This window comes from uncultured Methanobrevibacter sp., assembly GCF_947166415.1.
Classification (GTDB): domain Archaea; phylum Methanobacteriota; class Methanobacteria; order Methanobacteriales; family Methanobacteriaceae; genus Methanocatella.
The window spans coordinates 15431-30210 of record NZ_CAMVEE010000017.1 but is presented as its reverse complement, the minus strand read 5'-3'; the positions used below and the strand labels follow the sequence as shown (position 1 = coordinate 30210).

Annotated in this window: 14 protein-coding genes and 1 tRNA gene; 12 read left to right on the top strand and 3 right to left on the bottom strand. The window is 36.2% G+C overall.

Annotated features, from left to right (window positions below):
• The first annotated feature begins 60 nt into the window (after positions 1–60).
• A complete protein-coding gene (locus tag Q0W25_RS05155) occupies positions 61–1137 on the top strand; it encodes a zinc ribbon domain-containing protein (RefSeq protein WP_298519718.1) in 1077 nt (358 codons plus the stop codon).
• A 95-nt stretch (positions 1138–1232) separates the two neighbouring features.
• On the opposite strand, the gene Q0W25_RS05150 is transcribed toward Q0W25_RS05155, so the two are convergent.
• Positions 1233–1631, bottom strand: coding sequence for a C-GCAxxG-C-C family protein (locus Q0W25_RS05150; protein ID WP_297825766.1), 399 nt, complete (start codon positions 1629–1631; stop codon positions 1233–1235).
• Between the two features lie 88 nt (positions 1632–1719).
• Here Q0W25_RS05150 and cfbD point away from each other — a divergent pair, with 88 nt between their 5' ends.
• From cfbD to Q0W25_RS05095, 11 genes are all read left to right on the top strand, one after another.
• Positions 1720–2793 carry a Ni-sirohydrochlorin a,c-diamide reductive cyclase catalytic subunit gene (cfbD, locus tag Q0W25_RS05145; RefSeq protein ID WP_298519744.1) on the top strand — a complete coding sequence of 358 codons (1074 nt, stop codon included), beginning with the start codon at positions 1720–1722 and terminating at the stop codon, positions 2791–2793.
• Positions 2790–3386, top strand: a complete 597-nt coding sequence (gene hisH, locus Q0W25_RS05140; protein ID WP_297825762.1) for an imidazole glycerol phosphate synthase subunit HisH — start codon at positions 2790–2792, stop codon at positions 3384–3386. Before cfbD ends, hisH begins: the two co-directional genes overlap by 4 nt.
• Positions 3387–3388: 2 nt before the next feature.
• Entirely contained in the window at positions 3389–4753 is a 1365-nt protein-coding gene (locus Q0W25_RS05135; RefSeq protein ID WP_298519713.1) for an AIR synthase-related protein, read from the top strand.
• 51 nt (positions 4754–4804) lie between these two features.
• Positions 4805–5242 carry a hypothetical protein gene (locus Q0W25_RS05130; RefSeq protein WP_298519710.1) on the top strand — a complete coding sequence of 146 codons (438 nt, stop codon included), beginning with the start codon at positions 4805–4807 and terminating at the stop codon, positions 5240–5242.
• Between the two features lie 51 nt (positions 5243–5293).
• Positions 5294–5367 (top strand) — tRNA-Arg (locus Q0W25_RS05125).
• Positions 5368–5386: 19 nt separating this feature from the next.
• Entirely contained in the window at positions 5387–6649 is a 1263-nt protein-coding gene (truD, locus tag Q0W25_RS05120; RefSeq protein ID WP_298519707.1) for a tRNA pseudouridine(13) synthase TruD, read from the top strand.
• A 42-nt stretch (positions 6650–6691) separates the two neighbouring features.
• Positions 6692–7441: a zinc-ribbon domain-containing protein gene (locus tag Q0W25_RS05115; protein WP_298519705.1), complete on the top strand. Its 750-nt coding sequence runs from the start codon at positions 6692–6694 to the stop codon at positions 7439–7441.
• 10 nt (positions 7442–7451) lie between these two features.
• On the top strand, positions 7452–7841 hold the full coding sequence (locus Q0W25_RS05110; protein WP_297828114.1) for a DUF126 domain-containing protein: 390 nt from the start codon (positions 7452–7454) through the stop codon (positions 7839–7841).
• A gap of 9 nt (positions 7842–7850) precedes the next feature.
• Positions 7851–9065 (top strand): amidohydrolase family protein, encoded by a 1215-nt coding sequence (locus Q0W25_RS05105; protein WP_298519701.1) that lies wholly within the window; start codon positions 7851–7853, stop codon positions 9063–9065.
• Positions 9062–9853, top strand: a complete 792-nt coding sequence (locus Q0W25_RS05100; RefSeq protein ID WP_298519698.1) for a nitroreductase family protein — start codon at positions 9062–9064, stop codon at positions 9851–9853. The genes Q0W25_RS05105 and Q0W25_RS05100 overlap by 4 nt, the downstream gene beginning before the upstream one ends.
• Positions 9854–9921: 68 nt before the next feature.
• On the top strand, positions 9922–12405 hold the full coding sequence (locus tag Q0W25_RS05095) for a heavy metal translocating P-type ATPase (protein ID WP_298519695.1): 2484 nt from the start codon (positions 9922–9924) through the stop codon (positions 12403–12405).
• Between the two features lie 13 nt (positions 12406–12418).
• On the opposite strand, the gene Q0W25_RS05090 is transcribed toward Q0W25_RS05095, so the two are convergent.
• On the bottom strand, positions 12419–13264 hold the full coding sequence (locus tag Q0W25_RS05090) for a hypothetical protein (protein ID WP_298519692.1): 846 nt from the start codon (positions 13262–13264) through the stop codon (positions 12419–12421).
• Between the two features lie 8 nt (positions 13265–13272).
• A complete protein-coding gene (gene purB / locus Q0W25_RS05085; RefSeq protein WP_298519689.1) occupies positions 13273–14622 on the bottom strand; it encodes an adenylosuccinate lyase in 1350 nt (449 codons plus the stop codon).
• Positions 14623–14780 lie beyond the last annotated feature (158 nt).

The window sequence follows — 14780 nt, the reverse complement described above, 5'->3', positions numbered from 1 at the left end:
TTTAAGTAACTTCATTCAAACTATCAACGGATTAAACCGATATTTTTGTGAGGAATAACAATGAAAATATGTAATCAATGTGGTGAAAGGGTTGAAGACAAATCAAACTTTTGCCCGCACTGCAAATCAAATTCATTTCGGCCGGTTGGAGAAGTAATAACTCCTAATCAAGATGGAATTAAATATAATTTGCTCTATTGGGAGCATGATGGGGGATATGTTTTATCAAAGTCCAAATTAATTTCAGTATCTGTATTCGTGGTATTTTTCCTAACAGCATTCTCTTCACAACTGGTGGGGGGCATGATCTTAGTCGCTTTAATTTTAGCGATGATTACATTCCTTTTAGGATTAGGATTTCATAAAATATTAGGTCGTGAGAATAAATCAGAGATTTTATTGAAATACAATGATTATGGGATAATTACCGACTTGAAGCATTTATTATTCTATTGGCAAAACAAAAAAACCGGAGCATATGCATTTTCAAAAACCAAATCAATTTCAGTTTTGCTATTTCTATTGATTGTAGTAGTGTCTTGCATGTTCAATCCACCGAATGTCCTTGCAGTTGTTCTTGCAGGAGTAATTTTTACAGCACCGCTGTTTGTAGTGGGTTGTGGAATTCATTTGCTGACAAATTCAAACCCTGAAGGGAAAATCGTTCAAAAGAAAATTGAAAATAAGTCCAAACCACAAATCAAGATTAAAAAACCAAAAATTCTTGAAAAATCTTCACAGAAAAGTGAAAAATTTGGCCAATACAAATCACAGGTTGAAGATTTGCACAAACAATTCAATTCAAAAGATAAAAATGCTAGAAAATTAATTAAACAACGTTTTGAGCCTCCTCAATTAACCTATACTAGATTCATTGCTGTTGTGGACAAATCAGAGGAGTTATTTAATCGCGAATATGATTCTGCCATGAATTTAATTAGGTTGGGCGATGAAAATTCTCCTAAAATTGAAGCTGAAATAAAATCAAAAATTGAAGTTTTAAAGTCTATTATTCAAAAAATCGATGATTTGTCCAATGAGTTGGTTCTGGCAATGGATTCTTCAGATGACCATGATGTGGATAATCTAATCGGTGATATGGAAAATCTAATAAAATCAGTAAAGGATTATAATTGAGTTTAATTTTAGAATTTAAACTACTAACAATATTTTATGAATGATATTGTTAGTAATTTTTCCTATTTTTTTTGAACGGGATTTCTTAATTGTTACTATTCATCCCACAAATCAGCCACTTTATTTGCAATGAAAACACAGCAGTCAACGCATGGGGATTTGTCTTTACCGTTGTTGGTTATTGTACCGCAACATACACTTCCGTATTCCTCTTTAAATGTATTAAATATTTCTTTTGCATTTGCCTTAATTTTTGACGGGTCGTCTATAACTAGTCCGTTTGCAATTATTGCACCAGTAACTGCACCGCAGGTTCCTTCATCGAAGGTTCCGCCTATTCCTCCTGCAAATCCACATCCCAATTTCACCATTTCTGGTTGTGTAATGGGATATTCTGCGGTTTCGCAAAGCCCCATCAATGTTGATTCAGAACAGCTTTTGAATTCTCTGTATTCTCTAATTTTTTCCTCTAAAATTTGTTTGTCGAGTTTCATAATGCAATCTCCTGGATTTGTTAATTAATTATATTAATTAAGAATTAAAAATAGTTATTTGTTAAAAGTTTATTAGGTGATAAAAATTATACATCCAAGACCGAGTCCGATTGCTGCTACTCTTTATACCTTAAGGGACATGAATGTCGATGTTATTGTCATGCATGGGCCTACAGGATGCTGTTTTAGGACAGCTAGACTTTTAGAGGGTGATGGAGTACGTGTTGTAACTACAGGAATGTCCGAAAATGATTTCATATTGGGTGCTGGTGAAAAATTAGCCGATACATTGGTTGAAGCTTATGATGCATTCCATCCAAAACTGATGGGCATTGCAGGAACTTGCGCAAGTATGATAATTGGTGAAGATTTGAAGGAAGCAATAGCAACTGCCGATTTGCCATGTACTGTTATTCCGGTTGAATCCCATGGTGGATCCGGTGAAGGGGACAATACTGTAGGGGCAATAATGGTTTTAGATGCGGCAGTCGAATGTGGAGTCATTTCCAGGCAAGAGGCCGACAGACAAATTGAAATGCTTGAAAAAGCAACCGAAGTTGAAAAAACTCGAGGAATGGCTCAAGGCAAGTACATTAAACCTAATTTTGGAGATTCTAAAGAAAAAGTTGCTAAAACTGTTGTAAAAGCATTGAAAGATAATAAAAAAGTGGCTTTCGTACTTAATGTTAAAAAAGAAACATCATATTTATTTGCAGATATCATCGATTTTGACTACACAGAAATCAACCCAGAAAATAAGCCGATTTTTGTAGCCAATTTGGATGAGAATATTGGACTTCCAAGAATCAGGCAGCATGCGATAAACATTAGAAGCCAGCTGGATATTGAACCTGATTTTATTACTGGAGGACTTGATGAGTATCCTATAACAGCCGATAAAGCTGCAGAATACCTGAATGATAAGGATTTGGATTTAATTGTAGTGTTCGGTGTTCCTCATGCATTTCCAATAGAAGATTTTGAAGTTGAATCAGTTGCAGTAACCGATGGGCCTCGTTTGGTGGAACCTCTAAAGGAATTGGGTTATACTCACGTTGTTGCAGAGCTTGATGCACATTCAAAAACTTTAGGAACTGATGAAATAGTATTTTCTGACTTTGGTGGCATGATCAGGTCAGCAATCGGGTGGTTGGACGAATGATAACGATAATTGATTATAAAAGTGGAAACTTGAAAAGTATCTCAAACGGGTTTAAAAAAATAGGTGTTGACTTCCAGATAACCGATGATGCCCAAATCATTGCAGATAGCGATTATTTGGTTTTGCCAGGTGTTGGAGCTTTTGGAAGCGCCATGGAAAATTTAAAGCCTTTTGAAGATGTTATTCATGAGCATGTTTCAGATGACAAGCCGTTTTTAGGAATCTGTCTTGGCCAACAGGTGCTTATGAGTTCAAGTGAAGAATCTCCTGGCGTTAAAGGCCTGGACCTATTCAAGGGTCATGTCGAATTATTAAAGGGAGATGTGAAAATTCCTCATATGGGTTGGAATCAACTGAAAGTTTGTAATGATTCACCTATCTTAGAGGGAATTGATAAAGAATACTTTTACTTTGTTCATTCTTATCATGTTGTTCCGGATGATGAAGGCATCATAGCAGGAACTTGTGATTATGGTGGAGATGTTGTAGCGTCATTAAGCCAAAACAATTTATTTTCAACACAATTCCATCCAGAAAAGAGCGGTATTGCAGGACTTAAAATTTTAAAGAATTTCACTAATTTGGAGATATAACTATGGATATTGAAGGATTTGTAAGAAAAAGAATCGATAATTATGATTACGATGATTTAGCTGACATGTTGGCTATTAGGATTAGAGAATATAAAAATATCAATGAAGAAAACTCTATAGAAATGGCTAAAGCGGTAATTGATGAAGTAGCTACTACCTTAAAGTTGAATGATAGCGATGACGAATTTCTAAAAGAGATTGCATCTGTTAATAAGGCTGATGTGCTCATGGGAGAGATGGGTGTAGGATCTCGTGGAGCGGGCGATTTCTTTGTTCACAGGAAAATAGCTGAAATCGTATCATCAACAAATACAGCTTCACTTGTAAATCCGTCAGAACAGGACGACGGAGGGGTTGTCAAAGCTCCAGTTAAAAATGATGAAGTTTATATCACAACAGCTGTTGATGGAATACACTCACGTTTAAGTGAATATCCATTTTTAGGCGGTTTTCATGTAACAAGAGCAACACTTAGGGATGTATGCGTAATGGGTGCAGACCCTGTTGCAATTCTAAGCGATGTCCACCTTGCAGATGATGGGGATGTTGCTAAAATATTTGACTTCACAGCAGGAGTTGCCGCAGTTTCAGAACTTGTAGATGTTCCGATTGTAGCAGGAAGCACACTGCGTGTCGGCGGAGACATGGTTTTAGGAGATAGGTTCGTTTCAGCTGTTGGAAGTGTCGGTGTTTCCCCATATCCTCCGACTGCAAGAAAAGGAGCGACAGAAGGTGATGTTATCCTTTTAACTGAAGGATCCGGGGGAGGAACAATTACAACAACCGCACTTTACAACGGATTCTTTGACGTTGTGTGGGATACAATGAACGTGAACTTTGTTCAGGCTTCACATGCTTTGTTTGAAGTTGATCTTGTCAAAGACATTCATGCAATGACTGACGTTACAAATGGAGGTCTTAGAGGAGATGCTCATGAAATATCCAACACAACTGGCGTTGGTTTAGAGTTTTATGAAAAAGAAATCAGGCAAATGGTAGCTCCAAATGTGTTGAACATGCTTGAAACATTGAACATTGACCCATTAGGAGTTTCAACCGATTCATTGATGTTGATTGCACCTCCTGAAATTGTCACAGATATTAAAAAGGCAGTCGGTAAATACGATGTGGCAATTTCCGAAATTGGTGAAGTGAACAATTCCGGAGAACCGATTTTAATTAAAGAGGATGGTTCAAATGAAAAATTAGTTCCATTATTTAGGGAGGCTGCATACACTAAAATTAAAAAGTTAGTTGGTGAAACAACTCCTGAAGACTTTGAAGAAATGAAAAGGAAAGTTCAGGAAGCTTCAGACGCAGCTATCGCTAAAAAAGATAAAGTGATTAATCACATTCGTGCAAATTAATTTTTGCACACTTCAACTCTTTTTATTTATTTTAATCTACAATTTTAATTCATGTTAGATGAAAAGGGAAATTTTTTTATTATAGAGGCAATTTTAGCAATAATTTTGCTTTTGATTGTAATTTTAGCTTTTAATTCCCTAATTTTATTCCAAAATTCAGATTATTCTTCAGATATAAAAAATTCCATGTCCGCTCAGGAAATCATGGAAGTTTTGGATGGCAAAATCAATTTCACAGACCAAAGTTTTTTAGGTGATATTTCAGCTATTTTGAAAGAAAAGAAAAATTCAAAGGAATCCATTCAGGAAGTTTCCCAGTTGTGTGATGAGAAATTTAAAACTTTCAAACTTCAAAATTATAGATTCAGTGAAAACAATCTCCTTGATGGGAAAACGTTGGCCAGTGATGGAGATTACTCAAAAGCAAAGGACATATCTGTTGCTTCAAGGGATTATGGCGATTATTCTTACACATTGTCTGTATGGTAATTATTAAATACTATGAAATCGATAACATTAAATGTTATCTTATTTTGTTTTGCCCCGATGGTGTAGTTTGGATAACACATGGGACTGCGGATCCCATTCCCCGGGTTCAAATCCCGGTCGGGGCATTTATTTATCGTGATTATTATGTTAAATGCTAATTCTTATGTTACTGACCAAGAAGGTATTGGTGGAACTATTAGAAACCGATATGAAGATTTTTATGTAGAAGAAATTCCTGAAATCATTCCTGAAGGTGAAGGCCCAAACGTTTACATTTGGATTGAAAAATTGGGAAGGACCACACTGGATGTTGTTTTGGATATTGCCCGTGATTTGCACATTTCCAGAAAAAGAATGGGCTTTGCCGGAATGAAGGATAAAAAGGCTTTGACACGCCAATGGATTTGCATTGCGAATATGGATTCTGAAGAACAGCTGCAACAAGTCAAGGCACTGGATGGGAATATCTATAAAACTGATTTTTTGAAAATTGTCAGAGGACGAAAAAAGCTCAGAATGGGCCAACTCAAAGGCAATAAATTCAGAATATTAATCAAGGATTTGGATGACATTGAAAAAAGTGCAGATGTTGCCAATGAAGTTTTAAAGCAGCTTGAAATTACAGGAGTTCCTAATTATTTCGGATGGCAAAGATTCGGAAAGCCAAGGACCAATACTCATTTGGTTGGTGAAGCTCTTGTTGAAAACGATTTGGAAAAAGCCGTTGGAATCTACATCGGAAACCCTTCAGAAGATGAAAGCGAGGAAAATCAGATGGCAAGACAGGCCTATGATGATGGAAATCTGGAAGAATCTCTTAAGTTAATGGGTAAGGGAATGAGATATGAAAAGATGATGATTAAGGAATTGATTAGGGATTCTAAAAAAGGTGAATTAACTGACAAATCATACATGAACGCCCTTCATGCACTTCCAAAACCGCTCCAGAGAATGTTTGTTCACGCTTATCAATCCTATCTGTTCAATGAAGCAGTTAGCAACAGGGTTAATATGGGAATTAACAAATATATCGAAGGAGATATTGTAATCGACACAGAGGAGCATATTGTTCGTGATAAGACTCCTGAAGAATTTCAGGAATTGATTGATAATTTTCAGGCTAATCCAACTTGTCCGTTGTATGGTACAAAGGTTCCTTATGCTGGTGGTGAAGTGGGGGCGATGGAAGAGAATGTATTGAAAAGTTATAATTTGGAAAAATCTGATTTTGAAGTTCCAAAAATGCCTCGTCTGGGTAGTCATGGCCTTAGGCGGGCCATGCGTTTCCAGGTGTGGGATGCATCAGCAACTGCTATGGATGATGGGGTTTTATGTGAATTTTCAATCAATAAAGGTTCATATGCAACTGCAGTGCTTAGAGAAATCATGAAAAAGGATGTAGTTTAAGTTTTTTATATTGTAATTAATAAATTGATATATGGTGTTAATATGGTGACTTGCCCAGAATGTGGAAAAGATGTAAAAGAAGCAAAATTTTGCTCAAATTGTGGAGCTCTTCTTCCCAAAGCTGAAGAAATAGTATCTGAAGAAGTTGAGGAAACTACTATTGATGCAGCTTTTGAAGAATCATCTGAAGATGGAGTTGAAGAAGCTGTTGATGAGGAAGTTGTTGAAGAGGATGCATCTGAAGAAGTCCAAGAAACTCCTGAAGAAGTTGTTGAGGAAGAGTCAACTGAAGAAGCTGTCGACGATGCAGTTGAGGAAGAACCTGCTGCTGAAGAAGCCGATAGCGCTAAAAAGACAAAATTCTGTTCCAATTGCGGAACTCAAGTTGATATGAGTACAGCCTTCTGCCCTCAATGCGGATTCAGATTAATTCAAGAAGAACAACCTCAAACCAAATTCTGCCAATCCTGCGGTAAAAAAATTGATATCAATTCTGAAATCTGTCCGTACTGCGGTGTCAGGGTGGCTAACATTATGCGTTCTTCTGAAGAGAAAAATGTTCTTTTATCTGCGATTTTAAGCTTGTTATTCCCTGGTTTAGGTCATTTATACCTTGGTTTAAATAAGAAAGGAATTTCATTTATTGTCGCTTACATTGTTTCAGCCATTCTTGTATTCTTAGTAATTGGATTCGTTTTAATAGTAATTGTATGGCTTTGGGCATTAATCGATTCTATTAAAGCAACAGAATCTATTAACAAAGGGGAATTTGTTGAGGATAAATTATTCTAAACGTGATTTTATGATTAAATGTAGAAATATTGCAAAAGGTAAAGGTAAAGGTGAATTGATAGTTTCATCTGAACCAATTAGCTTTTTAGGTGGAGTAAATCCTGAAAATGGAGAAATTATTGACCCTACTCATGAGTTAAAAGGGGAAATAATCAAGGATAAGGTATTGTTCATTCCCGGAGGAAAAGGTTCCACAGTAGGATCATATGTAATTTTCCAAATGATGAAAAACAATACTGCTCCTAAAGCAATTATCTGTCTCAATGCTGAGCCGATTATAGCTACTGGAGCTATCATGTCCGATATTCCGATGGTGGATTCACCTGAAAACACCCAAGAATTAACAACAGGAACTTTAGTTGAAGTTGATGGGGATAATGGAACTATAGAAATATTATAAAGTGATAAAATGCAAACTCTAATTGAAAATGTAAACATTGTCAATCCGTTTGAAGAAGTTGAAACCCATAAAAATGTTTTAATTGAAGATAATATCATCAGGGAGATTTCTTCATCAAAGATTTCCACTAAACAGGATGCAGATGTGATTGATGGGGATGATAATTATTTACTTTCCGGTTTTATTGATTGTCACACCCATATTTTTGCAAAGGGTTTTCACAAAGAAGAAAACATGGCAAATCCTTTAGGAATTCATTTTTATAATGCTGTTCCTCATGCCACTCAAACAATAAATGCCGGTGTTACAACAATTAGGGATTGCGGTTCTGCCGATTTAAGTTTCAAGCTCGCTCAACAAAGAAAGCTATTCATAGCTCCTAAAGTTCACTTATCAATCACTCCTTTAGTCATGACTGGAGGGCATTTTGATTTGTTTCTGCCTTCAGGTTGGGACATGGAGATAATCTATCCCGGTTTTCCTAAAGGAAGATGCGATGGCATTGAAGAAGTGTTAAAAAAGACCCGTGAAGTAAAAAGGGCAGGGGCAGATTTCATAAAAGTGATGGCAAGCGGAGGAGTATTGACAACAAATAGTTCACCGGAGTTTGCTCAATTCAATAAAAAAGAGCTCAAAACCATTGTTTGCGAAGCTAGTGCAAATGATATGAAAGTTTCAGCTCATTGTCACAGTTTAAAAGGAATGAACAATTGCATTGATGCAGGATTTTCATCAATTGAGCATGGAACATTCATTGACAGAAAAACAGCTCAAAAAATGGTTAAAAAGGATGTCAGTTTAGTTCCAACACTTCTGGTTCATCAATTTTTATATAAAAACGGTTTTCCTGCATGGGACAATTATGCTGACGAAAAGACTGAAAAGCTAAAAGAAATTGTTAAAGTCCACAAGGAAAACATTTCGGTTGCTTATGAAGAAGGAGTTAATATTTTGATGGGAACTGACAGTGGAGTCATTCCTCATGGGCATAATCTGGAAGAGTTAATTCATCTAACTGATATTGGCATGAGCGAAGATGAAGCGATAGCTAGCGGAACCATCAGGGCAGCAGAATTTTTAGGAAAGGATAATCTGGGTCTTGTAAAGGAAAATTATTGTGCTGATTTGATATTGACAAATGCCAATCCTTTGGAAGACATTTCTATTTTAAGCGATAATGATAATATTTTAACTGTTTTGCAAGACGGAGTCGTGGTTAAATGAAACTGATAATTGATGAAGAGTTATGTACTGCATGTAAGCAATGCATGCAGGTTTGCATTCGTGACAACATTATTGTAGATGATTTTGCTGTTGAAACAGGCAGCAATTGCTTCGAATGCGGTCATTGTATGGCTATATGTAAACAGAAAGCAATCACACTTAAATCTTATGAAGGAAAGGAAGATAGAATTCAGGATTACAATCCTCGCGAATTGCCGGTGGGGTATGATGATTTGCTTCAATTTTTAAAACAAAGAAGATCCATTCGCTGGTTTAAAAATAAGAAAATCGATAACGAAACTTTTGATAAATTATTTGAAGGGGCATATTACTCACCATCAGCTCAAAATGAGCAGGATGTTGAATTCGTAGTCTTGGATGATAGACTGGACGAGTTCATGGGCCTTGTTTATGATATCATTAAAGTAGAGGAAGATGAATTTTTCAGAATTAAGGAATTCGGCGATTACTTAAAGGACAACTCTACAAAAGAATTCCATCCCCTATTGTGGGAGGGAAAACAACTTATTTTAACATTTTCAACAGATAAGACAAGTGCGGTCATTGCAAATGCCCGTCTGGAATTGCTGGCATATTCTTTAGGCTTAGGAGGTTTCTATTCATTGTTCATACTGAAAGCTGATGAGATAGATCATGATAGGCTGATGGAATTTTTCCCTGACATTGATAAGAATAAGCATATGTACTCCACTTTCATTATAGGATACCCTAAGAAAAGATTTAGAAGGACAATTCCCCACAAGGACATAAAAGTTACTTATTTTTAGTGTTACCTAAACTTTTATATCATTTAAAAGTCAAATGTTTTTTTATACATTAGACGGTTGTGATAGTTATGGTAAAGCATAAACATATGGATTTGCCAATTGAAGGGATGCATTGCGCCTCTTGCGTTTTAAGCGTAAACAAGACTTTCGGTAAAGTTGAAGGCGTAGAAGAAGTTGATGCGGACCTGTCAGCAAATAAATTGCATATTACTGTAGACACTAAAAAAATCTCTTATGAGGAAATGGAAAGGCTGGTCAAAAACTTGGGTTTTGAGCTTCACACTGATGAAATGACTCTAAGAATCCAAGGAATGCATTGCGCTTCCTGCACCATGAATGTTGAAAATTTTCTAATTAGGCTGGATGGAATCTTTGATGTAAAGGCGGATTTAACATCTCAATCTGCAAAAATAAGATATGATTCCTCCAAAGTCACATTGGATGAAATCGAAGAGGTAATCACTTCTCTGGGTTTTGAACTTTTAGGTGTAGAAGGTCAAACGGAAATCGATGAGGAAGCAATATATCAACAGGATTTAAGGGAAAAACGCAATAGAATCATTGTCGGTTTATTCTTCTCAGTAATTTTAATGATTTTAATGTTCAGCGGATGGGATCCGTTGATGGGCATTGTACACTCTTTCAATCAATCAACAGGTTTAAACATATCTTCAATGGGATTGTTATCACTAATTGTCAGTATCGCACCGTTTCTTTATGTGTCTTTACCAATTTTAAAAGCAGGAATCAATGGATTAATGCATAAAAACCTGAATATGGATGTAATGTATTCAATGGGTATTTTGGTTGCATATATTTCAAGTATTTTGGGAACATTTGCAATAGTTCTGGACCATTCATTCATGTTTTATGACTCAGCAGTGATGCTTCCGTCATTTTTAATGATTGGAAGGTATCTTGAGGCTAGGGCTAAAAAAAGAACTTCAGATTCCATACGCGAATTGATAGGACTTCAGCCAACTGTTGCAACTGCAGTTGAAGTTGATGAATCCGGCGAAATTATATCTCAAAAAGAGGTTTCCATAGCTGATATAGTCGTTGACGATTTGCTGCTGGTCAAACCCGGCGAAAAAATCCCTGTGGATGGTGATGTTGTCGGAGGTGAGTCCTATGTTGATGAATCAATGATTAATGGAGAGCCGATACCTAAAGTGAAAAAAGATGGTGAAGAGGTCTTTGCAGGTACAATAAACCAGGATGGTGTTTTGTATATAAAAGCTAAAAAGATTGGTAAGGAAACAGTATTGTCAAATATCATCCGTTTGGTTGAAAAAGCTCAAAGTTCAAGGCCGCCAGTTCAAAAGTTTGCAAATACTATTGTTTCATACTTTATTCCGGTTATTCTAACAATAGCCATTGTAGTATTTTTAATATGGTATTTAGTTTTAGGAGAGTCTCTGTTATTCTCTTTAACATGTTTGATTTCAATATTGGTCGTAGCATGTCCTTGCGCATTGGGTCTTGCTACTCCAACAGCAGTTACAGTTGGTGTTGGAAGGGCGGCGGAATATGGTATTCTAATTAAAAATGGGGATACCTTGGAAAATGCTGGCCAGATTGATGTTGCAGCTTTCGATAAGACAGGGACCATAACAGAAGGAAAGCCTGAGGTAGATGATGTGATTGCTTATGGAATTTCCGATGAGGATCTGATAATGCTCGCAGCATCCGTAGAACAGAATTCAAACCATCCGATTGCTAAAGCTATTGTAAACAAGGCCAAGGAATTGGATATTGAGCTTAATCAGATTTCTGGTTTTGAAAATGTAACCGGTAAAGGATTAAGAGCGGAACTTAACTCAAGTGAAGTATTGGCGGGAAATCTCGCTTTAATGGAAGCTTATGGTGTTGATGTTTCTAATGATTTGATGTCCAAATACAGAGAACTTGAAAGTTCAAGCAAAACAATAATATTTTTAGCTCAAGATAAATCAGTTAAGGGAATTTTAAGTCTTTCAGATAAAGTTAAAGCCAATTCCAAAAGAACAATAGATGAACTCCACAAGATGGGTGTTGAAACTTACATGTTGACAGGAGACAATGAAGCTACAGCACTCACTGTCGCCAAGGATGTCGGAATTGACAATGTTAAAGCAGGTATTCTTCCTGAAAACAAACTGAATATAGTAAAAGAAATCCAATCCAGTAATACTAAAAAGGTTTTATTCGTTGGAGACGGTATCAATGATGCTCCTGCCCTTACCCAAGCTGACATTGGTGTGGCTATGGGAAACGGTACTGATATAGCTATGGAGAGTGGGGATATTGTTGTTATGGAAGGCGATTTGGAAAATGTCGTTGCAGCAGTGCAATTCTCTAAAAAAGTAATGAGAAGAATCAAGGAAAACATTTTTTGGGCTTTCGCTTACAATACAATTTTAATTCCTATTGCTGCAGGAGTTTTATATCCCGCCTTTGGAATAACATTTGAACCTGCTTTAGCTGGTCTGGCAATGGCTTTAAGTTCAGTGACAGTTATTTCCCTGTCATTAATGCTTAAAAGGTATGTTCCTGAAATAAAAAGAAAGTAAATTAATTGATTCATTAATCAATTAATTCTAATTTTAATTTTCCGATTTTTGGTGCTAGGAAGTTATAGAATATTGCAAATAGTGCCGCTTCTATGAATCCAGTTATGACGGAACTGATTACATTTGTTAGAAGTGTTGCTATGTTTCCTCCGCTAATTAACATGATTATTGCAAATATCAGGGTCAATATTCCGTTTATTATTGCAACAGCAATGGCAAGGCTCATCAAATCTATTGAATCCAAAGCAGTCATTTCATTTTCATTAGATAATTCTACAGTAATTGCTTTCCCTTTTTTTGCAAGAATATTGTAGATGTATGCTCCAATCAAAGTAAAAACGAATGTTATAACAAATGTACCAAAAATGAATAATATGATTGTCATTGGCTGATTTATAAGTATTAAAAATTGATAAATCTCATAGGCTAATAATTCCTGTCCACCAAACATTAAGGTTTGAATTGTAGCATTAAGTACTAATGGTAAAATGAATACGGTAACTAAATAGAGCAATAATACCTGTATTGTAGCAATAACTGCAAGCATGGTTGCAGTTTCGTTAGGTGAGATTTTGACAATCTGGTTTTCGTCCAATGTAAATTTAATTGCATTTAATTTTGTGGATAAAAGATTGTAGAATAATCCTTGTGAAAAACTGTTGTATATTGTATACATGAATGTGCCAACTATTATTGTTGGTATGATGAAAACAGCTATTCCGATATTTCCTGGAGATATTATTCCTATGCCGATTGTTAGGACTAAAGCGGATAAAATTGAGAATAGCACTGCTATTCCAGTCATGATTAAAGTGTATGAACTCAAATCAATCGATTTTATCTCTTTTACAATGCTCATTGTTACACCTAGAACCATTCTTCGGATTTTTCAAGCAATTCGTCAATAATTTTTGGAACTGAACCGATGTATGTGTGAGGATCCATAATCTTTTCGACATCTTCTTCAGTCAAGAATTTTTTAGCGTCTTCATCCTCTAAAATCAATTCTCCAAGCAATAATTTTTCTTTGTTGGCCTTGATTGCATTTTTCCTCACGATTCCATATGCAGTCTGTTTTCCCATTCCTGCACGGGTAAGTTCAGCCATCAATCTTTCAGCCATGATTAATCCGTTTGTGAGATTTAGGTTTCTTTCAATGTTTTCATCATAGAATACCAAATTGCTCATTAACTTGATTGTCAGGTTTAAGATATAATCAGTTAAGATGCAGCTTTCCGGAAACATTATTCTTTCACATGAGGAGTTGGTCAGGTCTCTTTCATGCCAAAGAGGGTTGTTGTCCAAAGCGGCGTTTACATATGATTTAATGATTCTAGCAACTCCACAGATTCTTTCTGCTGTGATTGGATTCATTTTATGAGGCATGGTGCTGCTTCCAACTTGTTTTTCAGGGTCGAAGTATTCGCCGACTTCCATAAGTTCAGTTCTTTGCAGGCTTCTGATTTCCAGGCCGATTTTGTCCAGGGTACTTGCTATATTAGCTAACACGCTAATAAATTCAACATGGTTGTCTCTTTGAACGACTTGGTTTGTAATTGTAGCTGCGGGAAGACCTAAGATTTCAGCTACTGCCTTGTGTATTTCCCAGCCTTGTTCGCCTAAAGCAGCAGTGGTTCCGACTGCTCCATCCATCATTCCAACACACACGTTAGCTTCCGCATTTTCTAATCTAACGTACTGTCTGTGAAGTTCATCTGCCAAAATACCGAATTTCATTCCATAGGTTGTTGGAAGCGCATGCTGACCGTGTGTACGTCCAATGCACACTTTCATTTTATTTTCTTCAGCAAGTTTGAGCATGATTTTTGTTAATCTTTCCAGTTTTTCTTTCAATACGTCAATTGAATCTTTAATAAGCAATGAGTTTGAACTGTCTACGATATCATTAGATGTGGCACCAAAGTGAACATATTCGCCGGCACCGTTTTCGCATACTTCGGTAATTCCTTTTGACAATGCTGCAATATCGTGGTTAGTTTCTGCTTCAATAGCTTTCACTCTTTCCAGTTTGACAAATTCTGTTGTAGCCTTTGCAGCTATTTCATCTGCAACTTCCTGAGGAATTATTCCGAGTTTGCCTTCTGCTTGTGCCAATGCAGATTCAACATCTAACATTCTTTGTAGTTTATTTTCTTCTTCCCATATTCTCTTCATTTCGGGGGTACCGTATCTAAATTCAATAGGGTGTATAGCCATATTATCATCTCAATTATAATCAATTTATAATACATTACTATTTTGTCAATCGATATTTTTATATTTTGTTCAAACTGCCGGCTGATTCATGGGATGTGAAATTTATTGGGGCGATTTTGTTTCATAGTACTTAAACAAATTTAGTTAAAATTCAAAAA

Excerpts from the sequence above, each read along its gene's own strand:
- Q0W25_RS05130 (WP_298519710.1), top strand. The coding sequence starts at position 4,805 with ATGTTAGATGAAAAGGGAAATTTTTTTATTATAGAGGCAATTTTAGCA.
- Q0W25_RS05105 (WP_298519701.1), top strand. The coding sequence starts at position 7,851 with ATGCAAACTCTAATTGAAAATGTAAACATTGTCAATCCGTTTGAAGAA.
- Q0W25_RS05150 (WP_297825766.1), bottom strand. The coding sequence starts at position 1,631 with ATGAAACTCGACAAACAAATTTTAGAGGAAAAAATTAGAGAATACAGA.
- Q0W25_RS05135 (WP_298519713.1), top strand. The coding sequence starts at position 3,389 with ATGGATATTGAAGGATTTGTAAGAAAAAGAATCGATAATTATGATTAC.
- Q0W25_RS05095 (WP_298519695.1), top strand. The coding sequence starts at position 9,922 with ATGGTAAAGCATAAACATATGGATTTGCCAATTGAAGGGATGCATTGC.
- Q0W25_RS05110 (WP_297828114.1), top strand. The coding sequence starts at position 7,452 with ATGATTAAATGTAGAAATATTGCAAAAGGTAAAGGTAAAGGTGAATTG.
- purB (WP_298519689.1), bottom strand. The coding sequence starts at position 14,622 with ATGGCTATACACCCTATTGAATTTAGATACGGTACCCCCGAAATGAAG.
- Q0W25_RS05115 (WP_298519705.1), top strand. The coding sequence starts at position 6,692 with ATGGTGACTTGCCCAGAATGTGGAAAAGATGTAAAAGAAGCAAAATTT.
- Q0W25_RS05155 (WP_298519718.1), top strand. The coding sequence starts at position 61 with ATGAAAATATGTAATCAATGTGGTGAAAGGGTTGAAGACAAATCAAAC.
- hisH (WP_297825762.1), top strand. The coding sequence starts at position 2,790 with ATGATAACGATAATTGATTATAAAAGTGGAAACTTGAAAAGTATCTCA.
- truD (WP_298519707.1), top strand. The coding sequence starts at position 5,387 with ATGTTAAATGCTAATTCTTATGTTACTGACCAAGAAGGTATTGGTGGA.
- Q0W25_RS05100 (WP_298519698.1), top strand. The coding sequence starts at position 9,062 with ATGAAACTGATAATTGATGAAGAGTTATGTACTGCATGTAAGCAATGC.
- Q0W25_RS05090 (WP_298519692.1), bottom strand. The coding sequence starts at position 13,264 with ATGAGCATTGTAAAAGAGATAAAATCGATTGATTTGAGTTCATACACT.